Genomic DNA, 20,573 nt, shown 5'->3' with positions numbered 1-20,573 from the left:
ATACGAAGAAACCCCCGCTTCGAGGGCGGGGGTTTCATTCACCTAGGTCCGTGACGGACGGTTGCGGATCGCTCCGCGACCATTCACTCGGAGATCTCGGCGAAGTACAGCAGGGTGCGGATCATGTTGGAGGTGAAGCCGTACTCGTTGTCGTAGAAGGAGACCGTGCGGGCCAGGGTCACGCCGTCAACGGTGTTGACGTCGGTCTGGGTCGGGTCGAAGACGCCACCGTGGGTGTCGCCGAGGATGTCGGAGGAGACGATGCCCTCATCGTTGTAGCCGTAGTAATCCGTGTCGGAGAAGGCGGCCTTGAAGGCGGCGTTGATCTCGTCGGCGGTGGTCTCGGTGTTGAGGACGGTGGTCAGCTCGGTGACGGAGCCGTCCGGGACCTGCACGCGCTGGGCGTGGCCCTGCAGCTTGCCGTTGACGGACGGGACGACCTTGCCGATGGCCTTGGCGGCGCCGGTGGAGTGGGCGATGGTGTTGATGCCGGCGGCGCGCAGGTTGCGGCCGGTCTTGGTGCCGCGCGGGCCGTCCAGCAGCATCTGGGTGCCGGTGTAGGCGTGGATGGTGGTCATGAAGCCGGCCTTGATGCCGAACTTCTCGTCCAGCAGCTTGACCATGGCGGCCATGGAGTTGGTGGTGCAGGAGCCGGCGGACACGATGTTGTCGGAGGCCTTGAGGATGTCGTGGTTCACGCCGAACACGACGGTCGGGGTGACGTCGTCCTTGGCCGGGGCGGAGATCAGGACCTTCTTGGCGCCGGCGTTCAGGTGGGCCTGGGACTTCTCGGCGGAGGTGTAGAAGCCGGTGCACTCGAGCACGAACTCGACGCCGTCGTTCTTGACCCACGGAATGTTGTTGGCGTCCTTCTCGGCGTAGACCTTGTATTCCTTGCCGTCGACGACGATGGAGTCCTCGGTGGCCTTCACGTCGACCGGCGTGCCGTCGTCGTGACGGAAGGTGCCGTGGGTGGAATCGTACTTCAGCAGGTAGGCCAGCGTGGCCGGGGTGGTCAGATCGTTGATGGCGGCAACTTCGATGTCGCTGGCCTGGCCACCGCGAGCCTGGAGCTCGAAGATGCGGCGGAAGGCGAGACGACCGATGCGACCGAAGCCGTTGATACCAATCTTAACTGTCATGTAATTCTCCCTTGTAGGGTGACGCCGGCGCGCGGGGCACACCGGAGCCATTGTTTACCAACATCGCCCACTCTAGTGCGTCACCTGTACCAAACGCAATGCGGCGCAGGGTGTTTCCGGACGAAAACGCCGAAAATTTCGTGAGCGTTCACACCATAGGTCCCGTGCGGCGTGCCGGACGCGTTCACCCCCTGAGAATGGGGGAGACGCGCGTATCCAGGGCGCCCAGGTCGCCGCCGAACGCATGGCGGCGCACCACGCGCGGCGCCGGCGCCTCCGCCGGGAACGTGACGATGAGCGTGCCCTCGCGCACGCCGACCGACGCGTCCATGCCCGGGCGGAATTCGTTGCTCACGCCCTGCACCGTGTCGCCGGTGAGCGTGCCGTCGATCAGCTCGTACTTCATGCCGGGCTCGTCCACCCCGCGCGACACGTCCGAATGGGAGAACACCGACACCATGCGCCCGGGGGCCGCGTCATGCGCCGGGAAGTCGAGCCTGCCGTCGCAGATCGCGGTGACGAGCGTGCCGTCGCCATGCAGGAACCCGATGCCGCCGTGATGCGCGAGCAGCGCCATGAGCCGTATCGAGGAGAGCGTGTGGTCGATGCGCCCGCCCAGCGCGCCGTAGACGTGGAACGTGCGGCAGCCGTGCGCCCACGCCACCTTCAGCGCGCTCAGCAGGTCCGGATCGTCCTTGAGCGGCGGCAGCGCGATCGTGCGTTCGTCGGCGTCCGGGGCCGCGCCGCGAAGCGAATCGAAATCGCCCACCACGACGTCGGGGCGCACCCCGGCGGCGCGCGCGTGGTCCAGCCCGCCGTCCGCCGCCACGACGAACGCGCCCCGCGGCACGTCGATGACCCCGCCGTAGTATTCGCCCGCGGCGAACACCACGGCGACGGGCCCCGCGCCCGTTTCCGCCCGGATGGCCCCGTCCGCTTCCCCGTGCGCGTCCGCGCCGCCGGTCCCGTTCATATCCATATCCGTTCAGTGTAATAGTGTTGCGGTCCATGGCAGTGAAAACAGCGGCGAGCGAGCGGCCGATCCTCAAGTCCAAGACGTTCCTGTACGTCACCGAGTTCTTCTCCGGCATGGCCGTGATGGCCGCCGAGCTCGGCGCGTCGCGCCTGCTCGCGCCGTATTTCTCCAGCTCCCAGATCGTATGGACCATCATCATCGGCACCATCATGATCGCCCTCGCGCTGGGCGCCGTGTTCGGCGGCAAGTGGGCCGACCGCGACCCCGACCCGGACAAGCTGTACCTGCGCATCATGGCCGCCGCCGTGTGGATCTCGCTCATCCCGCTCGTCGGCAAATACGTGGTCCTGCTCGTCTCCGGGCTGCTCATCGTGACCGTCTCCACGAACTTCCTCGTCATCGCCGCGTTCGCCAGCTGCATGATCGTGTTCGTGCCGCCGCTGTTCCTGCTCGGCACCGTCACCGCGGGGCTCAACAAGTTCGCCACCGATTCGCTCGACGACAACGCGTCCGTCGTGGGCCGGCTGTCCGCATGCAACACGATCGGTTCGATCCTCGGCACGTTCCTGCCCACATTCGTCACCATCCCCGCCGTCGGCACGTTCGTCACGTTCCTCGTCTTCTCCGGACTGCTGCTCGCCATCCCGATCGTCTACTTCGTCTCGATGCGGGCGAAACGCGTCGCCTGCGCCGTCTCCGCCGCCGTGTTCGCCGTGTCCGCCGTGCTCTCGCCGATGAGCGGATTCGCGTTCTGGGAGAACTCCTCGACGCTCGCCTACGAGGGCGAGTCCATCTACAACTACCTGCAGGTGAAGAACCTTTCCGACCGCACCGTCCTGTCCACCAACGTCCTGTTCGGCGTGCAGTCCGTCACAATGAAGGACCAGGGCCTGACCGGCATGTACTACGACACCGCCCTCGCCGCGCCCGCGCTCGCCGACCATGCGCGCTCCGCGCTCGTCCTCGGCATGGGCACCGGCACCTACGCGCGGCAATTGAGGCGCTACTACCCGAAGATGAAGGTGCGGGGCGTCGAGATCGACGCGAAGATCACGCGCCTCGCCGGCGAATACTTCGACGAACCCGCGGACGTGCCCGTCGACACCTACGACGGGCGCGCGTGGCTTGCCGCGTCCCGCGGGAAGTACGACGTGATCATGGTCGACGCGTACCAGGACATCACCATCCCGTTCCAGATGAGCTCCGACGAGTTCTTCACCATGGTCAGGAACCACCTCAACCCCGGCGGCGTGATGGTCGTCAACATGAACATGGTCTCCGACGGACGCGGCTCCATCAACGAGGCGCTCCAGACCACCATCGCCAACGTGTTCGACGGGGCCTGCCGCATCGGCACCACGTACACCGCAGACGTGCCCGGCACCACGAACCGCGAGCTGTTCGCCAAGGCGCCGACGGCCGACGAGCTCGGGCACTACGACGGGTGCAGCGACTCGTGGCGGCGCACCGGCGGCATCGCCACCGTCTCCGAACCGCTCACCTCCACCATGCGCGGCGACGTGAAGGAGCAGGCGTTGCGTGCGGCGGCATGGGAGCGCACGCACGACGGCGCGCTCGCCGCGTACATGAGCGAGGTCGCCTCGCGCATGACGCCCGTGCGCGACCCCTCGCCCGATTCCGGCGACCAGGCGCGCATCCTCACCGACGACCACGCCCCCGTCGAGCTGCTCGGCATGCGCGCGATCGACAACATCATCGCCGAACAGGCGGGGCCATACCGCGAGATCCTGAGGAAGGAGGGCATCCCCGGCCTGCTGCGCGAGGTGCGGTAGACGCGGGGAAGACCGGCGGACGCGCCCGCACGGCGGCCACACGACCGTCACATCGCGTTGGTAGGGTATTGCCCATTGAGCCAACCCCGAGGAGATGGAATACCTTATGTGCGGAATCGCCGGATTCGTCAACGACGACCCGATCGACGTCAAGTGCCCGGTCATCAAGCGGATGACCGACATCATCGCCCATCGCGGCCCCGATTCGGAAGGCAGGTACGTGGACGACCACGTGGCCCTCGGCCACCGGCGTCTGAGCATCATCGACCTCGGCGGCGGCCAACAGCCGATCTACAACGAGGACGGCAACCTCGTCATCACATTCAACGGCGAGATCTACAACTACCGTCCGCTGCGCGCGCAGCTCATCGAGGCCGGCCACACGTTCACCACCGAATCCGACACCGAGGTGCTGCTGCACGGCTACGAGGAGTGGGGCGTCGACCTGCTGCAGAGGATCCGCGGCATGTTCACCTTCGTGATCTGGGACAAGACCAAGAAGGAGCTGTTCGGCGCGCGCGACCACTTCGGCATCAAGCCCTTCTACTACGCGAAGATGAACGGCACGTTCATGTACGCCTCCGAGATCAAGAGCCTGCTGCAGCACCCCGACTTCGTCAAGGAGCTCAACCGCGAGGCGCTCAAGCCGTACATGACCTTCCAGTACCCGCCGTTCGCCGAGACATTCTTCAAGGGCGTGTTCAAACTGCCCGAAGGCCATTACTTCACGTACCGCGACGGGAAGATGGACATCCACCGCTACTACGACGAGCGCTTCCGCGAGTCGGACGTGACGCTCGACCATCTCGTCGACACCATCGACGACACGGTCGTCGGCTCCGTCAAGGCCCACCAGATCGCCGACGTGGAGGTCGGCTCGTTCCTCTCCTCCGGCGTGGACTCCAGCTACGTGGCCGCCGTGGCCCGACCGCAGCACACGTATTCGATCGGCTTCGGCAAGGGAACCTACAACGAGAGCCAGCAGGCCGGCGAACTCGCCGGGATCCTCAAGCTCAACAACACGGCCGAGGCCCTGACCGACGAGGAGGCGTTCAGCGCCTTCCCGCAGATCCAGTGGCATCTCGACGAGCCCGACTCCAACCCGAGCTGCGTGCCGCTGTTCTTCCTCTCGAAGCTCGCCGCGCACGACGTCAAGGTCGTGCTCTCCGGCGAGGGCGCCGACGAGCTGTTCGGCGGCTACATCGACTACGGCGTGCACACGAAGTCGAAGGCCATCAAGGTCGTCACCCGCTGGCTCACCCACCTGCCTGCAGGCGCCCGCCACGCCATCGCCCGCTGGTGCAAGGGCAAGACCTTCCACGGCGCATGGCATCTGTACGCGAACCTCGCGCCCGCCGAGGAGAGCTTCATCGGCCAGGCGCGCGTGTTCGAGGAGTCCGAGTCCGACCGCATCCTCAAGCCCGCGTACCGCAAGGCGCCCAGCGTGCAGAGCATCGTCGACAGGACCTATGCGCGCATCGAGGGCAAGGGGCTGAGCGAGCTCAAGAAGAAGCAGTACCTCGACATGCACCAGTGGATGCCCGGCGACATCCTCCTCAAGGCGGACAAGCTCACCATGGCCCACTCGCTCGAGCTGCGCGTGCCGCTGCTCGACAAGGTGCTCATGGGCGTCGCCGAGCAGGTGCCCACCAAGTGGCTCATCAACGACGAGAACACCAAGTACGCGTTCCGCCAGGCGGCCGGCCGCCACCTGCCCGAGGAGTGGAAGAGCCGCGAGAAGCTCGGCTTCCCCGTGCCGATCAAGAAGTGGCTGCGCGAGGAGAAGTACTACAAGCTGGTGCGCTCCGTGTTCGAACGCGACTACGTGAACGAGTTCTTCGACCAGGACGCGATCCTCAAGATGCTCGACGACAACTACGCCGGCAAGACCGACGACCGCCGCCGCATCTGGACCGTCTACACGTTCCTGACCTGGTACGACGTGTACTTCGTGCACGACGGCTCCAAGCCGGACGTGCTCGACCTCAAGGACTGACAGCCGGCCGAAGACACGCCGATGGCACACGGCCGGCGAATGTCCGGCCGTGTGGTACACTCTTCATTTGGCTTGAGAAATCAAGAAAGCGGGGCAACCCCACCTGGAAGCCTTTCAGGGCTTCGGGTTCACGGCATGGGCCGACATCGTGCGGATGAACCGGCGATGGATATGGACGCCTTATGGCGTCGGAATGAATGCGATGCGCGCAGGACCGCGCATGGGCATCGGCCTGCCATGGAACCGAAACGCTGAACGACCTCCATGTGCGCTCCGTCAAGGAAAATCAGAGGATTGGAGTCATCATCAGCGACGAACCACGCATTAACGACGAGATTCGCGTCTCGCAGGTGCGCCTGATCGGCCCGAACGGCGAGCAGGTTGGCGTCATCGCGACCTCGGTCGCCCTCAACCTGGCGAAGGAAGCGAACCTCGATCTCGTCGAGGTGGCGCCCAACGCGAAGCCTCCGGTCGCCAAGCTCATCGATTACGGCAAGTTCAAGTACAACGAGAAGATCAAGGCTCGTGAGGCCCGCCGCAACCAGAACACGGCCGAGATCAAGGAGATCCGCTTCCGCCTCAAGATCGACGACCACGACTTCGACGTGAAGAAGGGACATGTCGTGCGCTTCCTCAACGGCGGTGACAAGGTCAAGGTCACCATCATGCTGCGCGGCCGCGAGCAGTCCCGCCCGATCGGCGGCGTGGAGCTGCTGCAGCGCCTCGCCGCGGATGTGGAGGAGTACGGCACCGTCGAGTCCAAGCCCAAGCAGGAGGGCCGCAACATCATCATGACGCTTGCGCCCAAGGGCAAGAAGGTGCACACCCAGTCCGAGCAGCGCCGTCGCGGCGCCGAGTCCCGCGCCGAGCGCCAGGCCCGACAGGCCGCGCGTCTCGCCGCCAAGCAGGAGGCCCAGGCCCAGGCCGCGGCCGAAGCGAAGGCCTCGGTTTCCCCCACGACTTCCAACAAGAAGCACATCAACAAGGAGGGCAGCAATGCCGAAGATGAAAAGTAACTCCGCCGCTTCCAAGCGCGTCCGTCGCACCGGCACGGGCAAGCTGATGCAGGTCGGCAGCTCCATGCGCCACAACCTTGAGCACAAGTCCGCCCGCAAGCGCCGCGCGCTGAAGGCCGATCAGGTCCTCGCCGGCCCGCAGACCAAGAAGCTCAACCGCATGCTCGCCAAGTGAGCCCCATCCGGGAACAAGACATCAGAAAGCTGAGGAAATAGATTATGGCACGTGTCAAGCGCGCAGTGAACGCCCACAAGAAGCGTCGCGTCGTTCTCGAGAGGGCCTCGGGCTACCGCGGCCAGCGCTCCCGCCTGTACCGCAAGGCCAAGGAGCAGCTGTTCCACTCCTTCAACTACAACTTCCGCGACCGCAAGGCCCGCAAGGGTGACTTCCGCAAGCTGTGGATCCAGCGCATCAACGCCGCCGTCCGCGCCGAAGGCATCACCTACAACCGCTTCATCCAGGGCCTGCACCTGGCCGGCATCGAGCTGGACCGCCGCGCCCTCGCCGAGCTGGCCGTCTCCGATCCGGAGACCTTCAAGGCCATCGTGGAGGCCGCCAAGGCCGCCCTGCCGGCGGACGTGAACGCCCCGGTCGCCGCCTGAGACGCATCGGCGCGAACCGCGCCGACACTCGTCCGGCCCGCCGGCCGGCCGTAAGCGCCGAAACCCCGCCCCGTGCGGGGTTTTCGCATATCATGGGGGCATCATGGACAACGGATTCGACCGGCTGCTGGAGCAGTTCACCGCACACATCGACGTCGAACGGGGGCTGGCGCGGGCGACCGTCACGGCGTACACGTCGGACCTCAGACGCTACATCGCGTTCCTGCGCGCCAGGGGAGTCGACCGTCCGGACGGGATCTCCAGACAGGACGTGGAGGACTACGTCGCCGCATTGGACGCCGACGGGGAGAGCGCCCGGTCCAAGGCGAGGAGACTCGCCTCGGTGCACGAGTTCCACCGCTTCGCGCTCGGCCAGCACATGGTCGCCGACGACGTGTCCGCCACGGTCAAGGCGCCCAAAGGGGCATCCACGCTACCCGACGTGCTCACCGTCGACGAGACGGCCCGCCTGCTCGACGCGGTGCCCGTGGAGGGCGACGACCCGGTCATGCTGCGTGACAAGGCGCTGCTCGAGTTCATGTACGCCACCGGATGCCGGGTGTCCGAGGCCGTGGGACTCGATCTGGACGACATCGACCTCGGGGAGCGGATCGTCCGGCTCATGGGCAAGGGGTCCAAGCAGCGTCTCGTGCCGGTGGGAGGCCACGCCTGCGCGGCGATGGGCCGTTATCTGCGCCTGTCCCGCCCGGCATTGGAGGCGAGGGCGCGCAAGGGGCCGGAGCGCCGTGCGGTCTTCCTCAACAAACGCGGGGCGCGCCTGTCCCGGCAATCCGTGTGGGAGGTCGTCAAGGCGGCCGGCGAACGCGCGCGCATCGACAAGCCGCTCCACCCGCACACGCTGCGCCACTCCTTCGCCACACACCTCATCCAGGGCGGCGCGGACGTGCGCACCGTGCAGGAGCTGCTCGGCCACGCGAGCGTGACCACCACGCAGATCTACACGCATGTGAGCCCGGAGAACCTCATCGAGACGTACCTGACCGCGCATCCCCGTGCGAGATGACCTCAATCCGATGACGATGATGATAAGGTGAACGATATGCCTACCGATATGCTTGGACGCGAGTATGAGACCTTCCCCGCCCCCGAGCCGCTCAAGCGGCACGGGCCGGCCAGGGTCATCGCCATGTGCAACCAGAAGGGCGGCGTAGGCAAGACCACCAGCTCCATCTCCATCGCCGGCGCGTTGAGCCAGTACGGCCGCAAATGCCTCATCGTCGATTTCGATCCGCAGGGCGCCGCCACCGTGGGGCTCGGCATCAACGCCAACACCGTGGAGCGCACCATCTACAACGCGCTGTTCGACTTCCGCATGGACGTGCACGAGGTGGTGCGCCACACCGCGTTCGAGAACCTCGACATCATCCCCGCGAACATCGACCTGTCCGCAGCCGAGGTGCAGCTCGTCACCGAGGTGGGGCGCGAGCAGATCCTCGCCTCCGTGCTGCGTCCCCTGCGCGACGAGTACGACGTGATCATCATCGACTGCCAGCCGTCGCTCGGCCTGCTGACCGTGAACGCGCTGACCGCCGCGGACGGCGTCATCATCCCCGTGGCCGCCGAGTTCTTCGCGCTGCGCGGCGTGGCCCTGCTCATGCAGTCCATCGAGAAGGTGCAGAGCCGTATCAACCCCTCGCTGAAGGTGTATGGCGTGCTCGTCACGATGTTCACGCGCACCCTCCACTGCGAGGAGGTCATGCAGCGCATCTACGAGGCGTTCCAGGATAAGGTGTTCCACACCGTCATCTCCCGGTCCATCAAGCTGCCCGACTCCACCGTCGCCGCGGCGCCGATCACGATCTTCGCGCCCCAGCACAAGACCAGCAAGGAATACCGCGAGGTCGCGCGCGAGCTCGTCGCCAACGGGGTCATCGCCTGAATGGACGCCATGCCAGAGGATTCCGGCGCAATCGCGTCCCCCGGGTTCTCCGTGAACCTTGATGTGTATTCAGGCCCGTTCGACGTGCTGCTCGGCATGATCGCCAACCGCAGGCTCGAACTGACCGAGGTGTCGCTGTCCTCGGTCACCGAGGAGTTCCTCGACCATGTGCGCGGCCTCGACTTCGCTCGCAACATGGACGAGGCGAGCGCCTTCATCGACGTCGCCTCGGTGCTCGTCGAGGCGAAGAGCGCGGCGTTGCTGCCGGCCGGCGAGGAGCGGGACGACCGCGACGCGACCGGCATGGAGGCGTTGCGCGAACGCGACCTGCTGTTCGCCAGGCTGCTGCAGTACCGGGCCTACAGGCAGGCCGCCGCCGATTTCCGCGCGCGTCTGACGGCGAACGCCGGACGGTTTCCGCATCCGGGTGCGGTGGACGGTACGGTGTCCGCGCTGCTGCCGGAACTGGTGTGGACGGTCGGGCCGGACGATCTGGCCCGCATCGCCGCGAGGACGATCGCGCACGCCCCGGTTGACGAGGTGAGCGTGCGCCAGCTGCACGTGCCGCCGGCCGACCTCAGGGCGCAGGCCCGACTGGTGCGCGACCGGCTGCGCGCGCTCGGCGAGGGGGAGTCGCTCACCTTCGGGGACCTCTCCGCCGACGCCCACGGCACCGCCGAGGTCGTGGCGAGGTTCCTCGCCGTGCTCATGTTCTTCAGGCAGGGCGCCGTGCAGTTCAGGCAGACGGCGCCGTATGACCCGCTCCATCTGCGCTGGACGCCGGGCGCCGCCGAGGGATTCGGCGACGATATGACCATCGACGAAAGGGACTTCGCATGACGACCGCCTCCGCCCCCGCCCGTAGGACGCTTTCCGTGGAGGAGTTTCCCGGAGGGCTCAAAGCCTGCCTCGAGGCGATCCTCATGGTCGCCGACGAGCCTCAGCAGGCCGGTGACCTGGCCCGCGTGCTCGCCGTCGACGAGACGACGGTGAGCGAGGCGCTCGGCAGGCTCCAGGCCGCGTACGAGGTGTCGAACCGGGGCTTCGAACTGCGGCACAGCGCGCGCGGCTGGCTGTTCGCGAGCCGCGCCGTGTACGAACCGGTCGTCGCCGCGTTCGTCACCGACGGACAGGCCGCCCGGCTGAGCCAGGCCGCACTCGAGGCCCTCGCCGTGATCGCCTACCGCCAGCCGGTCACGCGCGCCCAGGTCGCCGCCATCCGCGGCGTCAACTCCGACGGCGTGATCCGGTCCCTCATGGTGCGCGGACTGGTGCGCGACGCCGGCATGGACGCCGAGTCGCGGGCCTCGCTGCTGGCCACCACCGATCTGTTCCTGGAACGCATGGGGCTTGAATCGCTTGACGGGCTTCCCGAACTCGCACCGTTCCTGCCCGAATCCGTCGACGAGGCCATGGACGACTGACTCTTGCCCGTCTGAGCGGTCAGAACGGGAAATACCGGCCCCGATCCATCTTGCGGGAGATCTCGTCGAGGTCGTGCGCCATTTGCCGGTCCTCCTCGGAACCCTTCCGCAACCGGCTTGCCTTGGCGTCGAGATGGTGCTGCACCGAACACATCGCGACCAGCGCGATGATGACGACGAATGCGACCATTACGACGATCATCAACCAATTCATGGGACCCATGATAGTTCCCGCCGCCATGCTCCGTGTGGCATGTGGCCGATAGGTTGTGTCCGCGGGGGCCTTTCACCGGTGGCGTATCTAAGATATGCATAATGCGCCCGGGAAACGGCGGCGGTCCGATCCATCGCGCCGCCGCCCGCGGGCGGGGAGGTTGCCATGGGCAATGTGACGGATGATCTGCGGACGCGGTTCGATACGTTCGACGATGACGCGTTCAACGAGGTGGACAGCCTGGTGCTGTCGCAGCTGGCGTATGCGCGCATGCCCGGCAACGTGCCGCGATGGCATGGCGGCGGGGGCGGCGTTCCCGACCACGGCATCCATGTCGGAGACCGTGCCTGCGGGGAGACGGGACGGCGAAGCCTCATCCCGATGGTCCCCATCCGCGATCTGCTGCGCGCCGAATGCTACGACGCCATGTTCGGGCGCGTGTGGTCTCCGCAACTGAACGTCGATCTGCTGCGCGCCATGTGCGAGAGCCCGCGTTGGCGCGCCTTGCGCGTGGGCGGCTACGTGGACGAGTTCGACGCGGCGTCCACCAAACAGTTCTCGGCATGCGTGTTCGACGTGGGCGAAGGCACGCTCTACGTCGCCTTCCGCGGCACCGACAGCTCGATCATCGGCTGGAAGGAGGACTTCGCGATGGCGTTCCGCCGGCCGGTCGCCTCGCAGTCGGCCGCCGTGCGCTATCTCGCCGATGCGGCCGCGCGGTGGGACGGGCCGTTGATGGTGGGAGGCCATTCCAAAGGCGGCAACCTCGCGGTGTATGCGGCCGCCGCGATGCCGGACGACATCGCGGCGCGCATCGCCGCCGTGTACTCGCATGACGGGCCGGGCTTCGACGAATCCTTCCTCGAATCGACCGAATACCGGCGCGTGGCCGGCAAGGTGCGCAAGTCCGTACCCGAATCGTCGGTCATCGGCATGCTGTTCGAGAACCGTGAACGGGCCGACGCCGGCTACGAGGTGGTGGCGAGCGACGGACTCGGCATCATGCAGCACTTCGCATTGAACTGGCAGGTGAAGGACGGCCGGTTCGTGCACGCGGACGGCCTGTCGGGCGGCGCCCGTTACGCGGCCCGCACGCTCAACGACTGGATGGCCCGGTACGACGACGACCGCCGCCGCCTGTTCATCGAGAACCTGTTCGCCATCCTCGAGGCAAGCGGATACCGCACGTTCGGCGAGCTCACCGCGCACTGGACGCAATCGCTGCCGGCCATGCTCGCCGCGTTGCGCGGCATCGACGCCGAGGACCGCGAGGTGATCGCCGCCGTGCTCAAGGGACTCGCCGCCACCGCGGCCACGGCCGCGATCCCCGGCGCGGGCCCCGGGGAATCCGCATCGCGGCGGAGATGAACTTTCGGTGACATGACGCCGTACGACGTGGCCGCATCGTTACAGTGGAGATATGCGGGACGGTGCAGCGGCGAGGGACAAGAACGACGGCAGGTCACGGACGGGCGGCGGAAAACGACGGGCCGTGCGGACCGTCGTCGTCCTGCTCGCCTTCATCGCGGCGTGCGCGGCCGCCTACGGCGGGGCCTACGCCATCGGCCGTGCGACGGCCGATCCCAGGGACACCGCAGCCTACCACGAACTCGCGCGACAGGTCGGGGACGCGAAGCGAAGCGCCGACTCCAACAGGGACACATCGAAGAAGCTGGTCTCCGAGCTCAAGGACCTGCGCAGGCAGGAGGAACAGGCCAGACGGAGCAACCGGTCCGATGAGGACGCCTACCGCCGGTACGTGCCGGACGACGCGGCGGCGGACGGCACGCTCGCCATGGAATCGTTCGACGTGGGGCAGGGCATCACACCGGGCGACCCGTTCATGCGCCCACGCATCGTGCTGCGCAACCGTACCGGACACGTCGTCACCGACATCACCGTGGAATACGTCATCGTGGGCGATGACGGCGCGGTGCTCGAGGACGACGTGACCGAAGGCGCGTCGAACATACGCGTCTACCCCGGCAGGGCGGTGGCCGTGGACGACCTGACGCTCACCGACGGCCACGACGGGGCGCTGCTCAAACCGGTGAAATACCGGTACAGGACCGCGCAGGCGGACTCCTCGTACACCGAGAAGGAGTTCCCGGCGGACATGCCGACGAAGGTGATTCCATGAGAGGCAACGGGAACGACCATTGGGATGACGCATTGTACCGGGCGATCGTACGCGCCATCGACACGGTGCGCGGGGCCGTGCGCGCCGTGGATGTCCGTCGTGCCGCGAGGATCGCGGCCGCGGCGGCGTGCGCCATCGTCATGCTCGGCGTGCCCGCGGCCCTCGCGGCGGCCGGCTGGAGGCGGGGCGCCGCGGACATCGACGTGGCCGGCAGCGCGCCGTACCGGGCCGAACGGCGAAGGCTGGAACTGGCCCGGAGCGACCTCGGGGAATCCGAACAGGACATCGGGCTGCGCAGGAAGGACGTGGCCAAGGCGAGGGAATCCCTCGACGGGGCCAAGGCGGAAGGCGAGCGGTACCGTGCCGCCGTCGAGGAATTCCAGACGGCGGGCAGGCAGACGAAGGCACCCGCGCTCGCCGTCGTGTCCATAGGCGACATGACCGATGACTACGGATACCGGTCCATCCCCATCACCGTGCACAACACGACGTCGAACACATACACGTACTATTCGATCGACTACCAGGCCACGGACGACGACGGGGACGTCGCCTACACGGGTTTCGCGATGTTCGACAGCGCCTCGGGAGCGGTCTGCATGCCCGATTCGGACTGCACGATGCGGATCCTCGACCGTCATGATTTCACGGGGCAGACCGTCACCCCGATGTCCTGGAGCGTGAGCGGCCCCGGCGGCACGGCGGACGACTATGGACGGTACGGGGACGATGTGACGGCCCGCCGGTTCTGAATCGGGCCTAACGTAGCCCGCACGAAATCATCGTCATAATGACGCCGGCGATCCCCGGACACGAGAAACCGCACCTCCGATCATCGAATCCGAATTGCTTCAGTCCCGACAATCGGGGTGCGGTTCACATTTCCTGGGCCGTATCCGGGGCGAGGATCGGCCGTTTTAGTCGATGAGCTTGTAGCCGTGGGCCGCCACGACGCTCTTGAGCTTGTCGAGATAGGTCTCCGCCGCCTTGGAGAGCTTGGCGCGCTCGTTGGTGATCCAGCCGACGAGCATCGTCTCGTCCGAGTCGAGCGGGACGGTGCAGATCTTCTCGTTGTTGAGGTCGCCGTTGTCGATGCCGGTGCACACCGTGTAGCCGTTGAGGCCGATGATGAAATTGAGGATCGTGGCGCGGTCGGTCACGTTGATCTGCTTGGGGGAGTAGTCCGGCCAGACCGCCTCCTCGGCGAAGTAGAAGGAGCCGTCCTCGCCCTGCTCGTACTGGATGAACGGGTAGGGCCTGAGGTCCTTCATCGTGACCATCTTCTTCGAGGCGAGCGGATTCGTGCGCGAGATGAACACGTGCAGCGGCGCGCGGAAGAGCGCGTGGAACTCGAGATGCTTCTCGCGCAGCAGCTTGCCGATGACGTCCTTGTTGAAATCGGACAGGTAGATGATGCCCACGTCGGAGCGCATGTTCGCCACCGAATCGATGATGTCGCGCGTGCGGGTCTCGCGGATCGTGAACTCGTACTCGTCGGAGTGGATGGAGTCGATCATCTCGACGAACGCCTCGACCGCGAACATGTAGTGCTGCGTGGACACGGTGCACAGCTGCTTGCGCGGCTTCGCGTTCTTGTAGCGTTCCTCGAGCAGCGACGCCTGGTCGAGGACCTGGCGCGCGTAGGTGAGGAACTCCGCGCCGTCGACCGTCAGCGCGATGCCCTGCGAGGAACGGGTGAAGATCTCGATGCCGAGCTCCTTCTCCAGTTCCTTGACGGAGGAGCTCAGGGCCGGCTGGGAGACGTAGAGTTCATGCGAGGCCTCGTTCATCGAACCGCATTCGACGATCTTGACGATGTATTTGAGTTGCAGAAGCGTCATAAATAGCAGTTATACCAGTGGGGATGGCCGGGGGTCGAGGTTATAGCCGGGGATTCCATCCGCACGGCCGTACGGTGAGATGCCCTGGTATGGGGACGCCGTGCGGCCGTGCGGCGTCTACAGCCGCACGCCGAGTCCGGCGAGCGAATCGCGCGCGGCGACGGCGCCGGAGAAGAGCAGGCCATGGATGCCCACCTCGTTCGCGCCGGCCACGTTCTTCGCGGTGTCGTCGAAGAACACGCACCCGTCCGCCTCGAGACCGAAGCGGGAGAGCGCCAGCTCGTAGATGTCGGCGTTCGGCTTGTGCATCTTCTCGACACCGGAGACGACCGTGCCCTGCAGCAGTTCGCCGAGCACCGGGTACTTGTCGAAGGCGATGTGGATCGTCTCATGCGACCAGTTCGTCAGCCCCCACACGCCGTAGCCGTGGGCCTTGAGGTCGCGCAGCAGCTGTTCCATGCCGGGCAGCATGCGCGGCAACGCGTCGCCGTAATGGTCGATGTAGTAGCGGAAGACCGCCGCGATCTCCCCGCCCTGCTCGCGCACCACGTCCGGCCAGATCCGGTCGAAGTCCTCGCCCGCGTCCATGCGGTCCTCGTAGCGGAAGAACCCGTGCGGGTCGTCGTCGGCGCAGATCGCGTCGACGACGTCGTCCGGGAAACGGCCCTCGAGACAGGCGCGCACCTGCCAGTCGAGCAGGACGCCGCAGAAATCGAAGATCACGTCGGTGATGGGGGAGTCGGCCATGATGGCTCCTTGCATGGGATCGGGTGTCGAATGGATTCGGGTCCAGTCTACGTGGCGGTGTGCTCGGGTCAGGAGAGCGCGTCCGCCAACGCGTCCGGGATCGCGCCGATCACGTCCGAGGCGACGATCGGATGGCCGAGCGTATGGAACCGCCGCGACCGCCCGCGCATGCCGAACAATTCCGGCTCCTGCCAGCCGCGCTGTTCGGATTCGGAGGCGATGGCCGCGGCCGAGCCGTGCAGGTACGCGGCCGAGGCGACCGTCTCCGCGACCAGTTCCGGATCGGGATCCGCCGTGCCCGTCTGCGCGAGCAACGCCCCCGTCAGCCCGGCGAGCACATCGCCCGCGCCGGCCGTGCCCAGCCAGGCCGGGCCGGCCCCCGCCACGAACGTGTGCCCGCCGTCGCCGACCACGATCGTGGCCGGCCCCTTGAGCAGCACCGTCGCGCCCGTGGCCGTCTGCGCCTCGCGCGCGAATCGCAGCGGCTCGCACGCGACCTCGGCGGTGGAGACGCCCAGCATGCGGGCCAGTTCTCCCGCATGCGGCGTGAGCACCACCTGCGACGGCACGTGGTCCGGCAGCAGATCCAACGCGCCCGCGTCCACGACGACCGGCGGCATCGCCGCCGACCCCTCGTCGTCCGTCGAATAGTGGGCGAGCAGCGCGGCGATCGTCTCGCGCTGGATGTCGCGGAGCTCAGGGTCGCCGTCGTTGTCCGGCACACCCGATCCCACCACCCACGACTGCACGTGTCCCTTGCCGAGCACCGCCTCCGGCAACGCCGCGAGAACCATGTCCTGCGCGCGCTCCGGGCCGAGGTAGCGGACCATGCCCACGTTCGTGCGCGCCGCCGCCCTCGTGGTGAGCACCGCGGCTCCCGGGTAGCGCGCCGAGCCGGTGACCAGGCCCACCACGCCGCGCGAATACTTCGCATCGTCGACCCGCGGCAGACGTATCGCGCCGGCCGCCAGGTCGCGGTCCACCGCCTCGGCGGCCGGCTCCACGCCGTCCAGGTCGAATCCGAAATCGACCAGGGTCAGCCGGCCGCATGCGAAGGTGGCCGGCGGCAGCATCGCGCACGGCTTCATCGCACCGAACATCACCGTCGCATCCGCCGGGATGTAGGCGCCGGTGAGCGAACCGTCGTCCACTCCGACGCCGGACGGCGTGTCCACGGCGAGCACCAGCGGCAGCCCGTCGTCGCCCTCGCGGTCCGGCAGCGCGGGACGATCGGGCAGCGGAGACACGAGGTCCCCGCGCCCGTCGGCGGCGGGCACGCCGAGCGACGCGGCGACCGCCGCCGGGATGCCGCGCAGCGCGCCCGTCAGGCCGATGCCGGTCATCGCGTCGATGACCAGATGCGAACGCCGGGCCACGTCGACCGCGGCGTGCAGCCGTTCGCCGGCCTCGCCGGGCGTGAACCCGGACGCGCATCCCGGGATCTCCGCCGACGGGTCGAGCACCAGTATCTTGCCGCCGGCGCGCACGAGCGCGGCGAACCCCTCGTCGTGCAACGAGCGGCCGACCGCCACCGCGTTGACCTGCGCGCCCTCCTCGGCGAGCATCGCCGCGGCGAACAGGCCGTCGCCGCCGTTGTCGCCGGCGCCGGCGAACAACGTGACGACCGCGTCCTCCACGTCCACGTCCTCGTCGTCGAGCATCGCCGCGGCCGTATGCGCCACGGCGTTCGCCGCCATGCGCATCAGCGGCACGCCGTCATCCAGCAGCGGGCGTTCCATTTCGCGCACGTCGGCGGCGGCGTAGGCGGCGTGCAGCAGGGTCCCACGACGTTCCGCATCGTTCGTTGTATCCATGGCGACCTCCCCGGGCTCATGTAATCGGCCGGTTCCCGATATTCCCTCCCGGACGCATGGGCGTCCGGATCCACCGTCCAGTCTAGTCCGGCCGTGCGGGGCGTTCTTCCGCCCTGCCGTTATAGTGGGTCGTTGGCAAAACGGCGCATGGCGCCGACGACGAACGACACGGAAAGCGACGGGTGGGGTTTATGGCGATCGATGCACAGGGTCTGGAGATTCAGATCGGCGCGCGCACCTTGCTGCACCCCACCGACTTCCATGTCGCCAAGGGCGACAAGATCGGCCTCGTCGGGCGCAACGGCGCCGGCAAGACCACGCTCACGCGCGTCGTCACCGGCGACATGCTGCCCACCGCGGGCAAGGTGCGCGTCTCCGGCAAGCTCGGCTACCTGCCGCAGGACACGCACGCCGCCGACCCGGAGCAGACCGCGCTCGACCGCATGATGAGCGCGCGCGACATCGCCTCGATCATCAGCCGCATCCGCAAGGCCGAGAAGGAGATGACCGACCCGGACCCGGATGTGATGACGAAGGCCATGAACCGTTACGACAAGGCCATGCAGGACTTCGACAAGGCCGGCGGCTACGCGGCCCAGTCCGAGGCGATCACCATGGCGGCCTCGTTGGGCCTGCCCCAGGAGGTCATGGAGCAGAAGCTCGGCACCCTGTCCGGCGGCCAGCGCCGCCGCATCGAACTGGCGCGCATCCTCTACTCGGATGCGGACACGCTCATCCTCGATGAGCCCACGAACCACCTCGACGCCGATTCCATCGAATGGCTGCGCGGCTACCTCAAGAAGTACGAGGGCGGCTTCCTCGTCATCTCCCACTCCACCGAACTGCTCGACGAGGTCGTCAACAAGGTGTGGCACCTCGACGCGCAGCTCGGCCAGATCGACATGTACTCGCTCGGCTGGAAGGCGTACCTGCACCAGCGCGTCGTCGACGAGGAGCGCCGACGCCGCGAACGCGAGGTCGCCGAGAAGAAGGCCGAACGCCTCATGAAGCAGGGCATCCGCCTGCATGCCAAGGCCACCAAGGCCGTCGCCGCACAGAACATGATGCGCCGCGCCGAGAAGCTCCTCGAGAACACCTCGGAGGCGCAGAAGAAGGAGAAGGTGGCGGACATCCGCTTCCCCGAACCCGCGCCGTGCGGCAAGACCCCGATCATGGCGAAGGACATCTCCAAGGCGTACGGCTCCAACATCGTGTTCGCCGGCGTCAACCTCGCCATCGACAAGGGCTCGCGCGTCGTCATCCTCGGCTACAACGGCGCCGGCAAGACCACCACGCTGCGCCTGCTCGCCCACATCGAACAGCCCGACACCGGTTCCGTCGACTACGGCCACGGCTGCAAGATCGGCTACTTCGCGCAGGAGCACGACACGCTCGACCTCGACGCCACCGTGCTCGAGAACCTCACGCACGTCGCCCCCGAACTCAACGACACGCAGGCGCGTTCCATCCTCGGCTCGTTCCTGTTCTCCGGCGACGACGCGATGAAGCCGGCCCGCGTGCTCTCCGGCGGCGAGAAGACGCGACTCGCGCTCGCCACGCTCGTCACCTCGCGTGCCAACGTGCTGCTGCTCGACGAGCCCACCAACAACCTCGACCCCGCCTCGCGCGAGGAGATCCTCAAGGCCATCGCCAAGTACGAGGGCGCGATCGTGCTCGTCACCCACGACGAGGGCGCCGTCGAGGCGCTCAACCCGGAACGCGTCCTCCTCATGCCCGACGGCGACGAGGATCTGTGGAACGACTCCTACCTCGAACTGGTCGCCGAGGAGTAGCCCTCCAGATACGCGCGCATGCGGCGCAGGCCCTCGGCGGTGGCTTCGGGCGTGCCCACGTAGCTCAGACGCACGTAGCCGCGGCCGCGATCGCCGAACCCGGAAGCGGGCGTGACCACCACCTTGGCCCGTTCCAACAGGTCGACCGCGAACGCATGGTCGTCCATGCCGGTGCCGCGCACGTCCACCAGCACGTAGAACGCGCCGTCCGGCGTCGCGCACGAGACCATCGGCATGCCCTCCACGGCGGCGACGACCATGTCGCGGTTCTTGCGGTAGACGGCCGTCATCTCGTCGAGGATCTCGTTCGATCCCTCCAACGCGGCGACAGCCCCCGTCTGCAGCGCGCCCGGCACGCAGGAGACGATGTCCTCCTGCATCACCGTCATCCGGTCGATGATCGGTTTCGGACCGAACGCGGCGCCGATGCGCCAACCGGTCATCGCGAACGTCTTCGAGAAGCTGTCCACCACCACGGTGCGCCGGCGCATGCCCGGCACCGCGGCGATCGACAGGCATTCGACCGACGGATCGTAGACGAACGAGCGGTACACCTCGTCGCTGATCACCCATAGGTCGTGCCGCTCGCACACCTCGGCGATGAGATCCAGCTGTTCGGCGTCGATGACCGCGCCGGTGGGGTTCGACGGCGAATTGAGCAGGATCGCGCGTGTGCGCGGAGTGACGGCGGCCTCCACGTCCGCGGCCTGCATACGGAAGCCGTGGCCCGCGTCGAGCGGCACCGGCACGACGTTCGCGCCGACGAGCCTGACCTGTCCGAAATAGTTCGCATAGCCCGGGTCGGGGATGAGGATGTCGTCGCCCGGATCGAGCGTCGCCAGCATCGCCAGGTACACGGCCTCCATGCCGCCCGCCGTGACGATCACGTCCGTGTCCGGGTCGTAGTCGGTGCCGTCCGCCGTGTTGCGGTGCTCGCACCACGCCTCGCGCAACGCCGCCGCGCCGCGGTTCGGCGTGTAGTGCGTGTCGCCGAGGCTCGCGGCCCGGTAGGCGGCGTCGATGACCGGCTGCGGCGTGTCGAAGCCCGGCTCGCCGATGGCGAACGAGACGGCGTCCGGCACGTGCGCGGCCAGCTCGAACATCTCTCGCACGCTCGGATAGAGCGCCTCTGCGGCGCGTTGCGACACCTGCGGCATATCGTGACCTTCCTTCC

The 20,573-nt window shown here is 67.2% G+C and carries 20 protein-coding genes; 13 read left to right on the top strand and 7 right to left on the bottom strand.

What is annotated here, in order from left to right; genetic code table 11:
• Nucleotides 1-83: 83 nt before the first annotated feature.
• Together gap and GFD21_RS07215 are read right to left on the bottom strand one after the other, a co-directional pair.
• Nucleotides 84-1,142 (bottom strand): type I glyceraldehyde-3-phosphate dehydrogenase, encoded by a 1,059-nt coding sequence (gene gap / locus GFD21_RS07220; RefSeq protein WP_163197297.1) that lies wholly within the window; start codon nt 1,140-1,142, stop codon nt 84-86.
• A 184-nt stretch (nt 1,143-1,326) separates the two neighbouring features.
• Nucleotides 1,327-2,121: a thiamine diphosphokinase gene (locus GFD21_RS07215; RefSeq protein ID WP_225431717.1), complete on the bottom strand. Its 795-nt coding sequence runs from the start codon at nt 2,119-2,121 to the stop codon at nt 1,327-1,329.
• A 29-nt stretch (nt 2,122-2,150) separates the two neighbouring features.
• Between GFD21_RS07215 and GFD21_RS07210 the strand changes: the two genes are divergently transcribed.
• From GFD21_RS07210 to scpB, 9 genes are all read left to right on the top strand, one after another.
• Entirely contained in the window at nt 2,151-3,911 is a 1,761-nt protein-coding gene (locus tag GFD21_RS07210; protein WP_225431716.1) for a spermidine synthase, read from the top strand.
• 106 nt (nt 3,912-4,017) lie between these two features.
• Complete coding sequence (asnB, locus tag GFD21_RS07205) at nt 4,018-5,907, top strand: asparagine synthase (glutamine-hydrolyzing) (RefSeq protein WP_163197296.1); 1,890 nt, start codon at nt 4,018-4,020, stop codon at nt 5,905-5,907.
• Nucleotides 5,908-6,104: 197 nt separating this feature from the next.
• Nucleotides 6,105-6,923 carry a translation initiation factor IF-3 gene (infC, locus tag GFD21_RS07200; RefSeq protein WP_225431715.1) on the top strand — a complete coding sequence of 273 codons (819 nt, stop codon included), beginning with the start codon at nt 6,105-6,107 and terminating at the stop codon, nt 6,921-6,923.
• The gene (gene rpmI / locus GFD21_RS07195) at nt 6,904-7,098 is read left to right on the top strand and encodes a 50S ribosomal protein L35 (protein ID WP_163197295.1); all 195 of its coding nucleotides are present in this window, start codon (nt 6,904-6,906) and stop codon (nt 7,096-7,098) included. Before infC ends, rpmI begins: the two co-directional genes overlap by 20 nt.
• 44 nt (nt 7,099-7,142) lie before the next feature.
• Nucleotides 7,143-7,526: a 50S ribosomal protein L20 gene (gene rplT, locus GFD21_RS07190; RefSeq protein ID WP_163197294.1), complete on the top strand. Its 384-nt coding sequence runs from the start codon at nt 7,143-7,145 to the stop codon at nt 7,524-7,526.
• Between the two features lie 103 nt (nt 7,527-7,629).
• Entirely contained in the window at nt 7,630-8,550 is a 921-nt protein-coding gene (gene xerD / locus GFD21_RS07185; RefSeq protein ID WP_163197293.1) for a site-specific tyrosine recombinase XerD, read from the top strand.
• A gap of 36 nt (nt 8,551-8,586) precedes the next feature.
• Entirely contained in the window at nt 8,587-9,426 is an 840-nt protein-coding gene (locus GFD21_RS07180) for a ParA family protein (RefSeq protein ID WP_163197292.1), read from the top strand.
• A 9-nt stretch (nt 9,427-9,435) separates the two neighbouring features.
• Nucleotides 9,436-10,266 (top strand): segregation and condensation protein A, encoded by an 831-nt coding sequence (locus GFD21_RS07175; protein ID WP_225431714.1) that lies wholly within the window; start codon nt 9,436-9,438, stop codon nt 10,264-10,266.
• Nucleotides 10,263-10,850 carry an SMC-Scp complex subunit ScpB gene (gene scpB, locus GFD21_RS07170; RefSeq protein ID WP_163197290.1) on the top strand — a complete coding sequence of 196 codons (588 nt, stop codon included), beginning with the start codon at nt 10,263-10,265 and terminating at the stop codon, nt 10,848-10,850. Before GFD21_RS07175 ends, scpB begins: the two co-directional genes overlap by 4 nt.
• Nucleotides 10,851-10,869: 19 nt before the next feature.
• Here the strand turns inward: scpB and GFD21_RS07165 are convergent, their stop codons facing one another.
• The gene (locus GFD21_RS07165; protein WP_163197289.1) at nt 10,870-11,064 is read right to left on the bottom strand and encodes a hypothetical protein; all 195 of its coding nucleotides are present in this window, start codon (nt 11,062-11,064) and stop codon (nt 10,870-10,872) included.
• Between the two features lie 165 nt (nt 11,065-11,229).
• Here GFD21_RS07165 and GFD21_RS07160 point away from each other — a divergent pair, with 165 nt between their 5' ends.
• The 3 genes from GFD21_RS07160 (at nt 11,230) to GFD21_RS07150 (ending at nt 13,956) form a co-directional block, all read left to right on the top strand.
• A complete protein-coding gene (locus GFD21_RS07160; protein ID WP_163197288.1) occupies nt 11,230-12,432 on the top strand; it encodes a DUF2974 domain-containing protein in 1,203 nt (400 codons plus the stop codon).
• 124 nt (nt 12,433-12,556) lie between these two features.
• On the top strand, nt 12,557-13,204 hold the full coding sequence (locus GFD21_RS07155; protein WP_163197287.1) for a hypothetical protein: 648 nt from the start codon (nt 12,557-12,559) through the stop codon (nt 13,202-13,204).
• Entirely contained in the window at nt 13,201-13,956 is a 756-nt protein-coding gene (locus GFD21_RS07150; protein WP_163197286.1) for a hypothetical protein, read from the top strand. The genes GFD21_RS07155 and GFD21_RS07150 overlap by 4 nt, the downstream gene beginning before the upstream one ends.
• Before the next feature lie 165 nt (nt 13,957-14,121).
• Here the strand turns inward: GFD21_RS07150 and GFD21_RS07145 are convergent, their stop codons facing one another.
• The 3 genes from GFD21_RS07145 to GFD21_RS07135 all read right to left on the bottom strand — a co-directional run bounded on the left by GFD21_RS07145 (nt 14,122) and on the right by GFD21_RS07135 (nt 17,606).
• Complete coding sequence (locus tag GFD21_RS07145; RefSeq protein WP_163197285.1) at nt 14,122-15,045, bottom strand: LysR family transcriptional regulator; 924 nt, start codon at nt 15,043-15,045, stop codon at nt 14,122-14,124.
• 117 nt (nt 15,046-15,162) lie between these two features.
• Nucleotides 15,163-15,792 (bottom strand): HAD family hydrolase, encoded by a 630-nt coding sequence (locus tag GFD21_RS07140; protein WP_163197284.1) that lies wholly within the window; start codon nt 15,790-15,792, stop codon nt 15,163-15,165.
• 68 nt (nt 15,793-15,860) lie between these two features.
• Nucleotides 15,861-17,606 (bottom strand): bifunctional ADP-dependent NAD(P)H-hydrate dehydratase/NAD(P)H-hydrate epimerase, encoded by a 1,746-nt coding sequence (locus tag GFD21_RS07135; RefSeq protein WP_163197283.1) that lies wholly within the window; start codon nt 17,604-17,606, stop codon nt 15,861-15,863.
• A gap of 191 nt (nt 17,607-17,797) precedes the next feature.
• Between GFD21_RS07135 and GFD21_RS07130 the strand changes: the two genes are divergently transcribed.
• The gene (locus tag GFD21_RS07130) at nt 17,798-19,399 is read left to right on the top strand and encodes an ABC-F family ATP-binding cassette domain-containing protein (protein ID WP_163197282.1); all 1,602 of its coding nucleotides are present in this window, start codon (nt 17,798-17,800) and stop codon (nt 19,397-19,399) included.
• On the opposite strand, the gene GFD21_RS07125 is transcribed toward GFD21_RS07130, so the two are convergent.
• Nucleotides 19,372-20,556, bottom strand: a complete 1,185-nt coding sequence (locus GFD21_RS07125) for a pyridoxal phosphate-dependent aminotransferase (protein ID WP_163197281.1) — start codon at nt 20,554-20,556, stop codon at nt 19,372-19,374. The genes GFD21_RS07130 and GFD21_RS07125 overlap by 28 nt on opposite strands.
• Between the last annotated feature and the right edge of the window lie 17 nt (nt 20,557-20,573).

The sequence above is a fragment of the Bifidobacterium platyrrhinorum genome (genome assembly GCF_010667645.1).
Taxonomy (GTDB): domain Bacteria; phylum Actinomycetota; class Actinomycetes; order Actinomycetales; family Bifidobacteriaceae; genus Bifidobacterium; species Bifidobacterium platyrrhinorum.
Note: the sequence above shows the minus strand (reverse complement) of the source record. Positions and strands in the feature narration are given on the sequence as shown.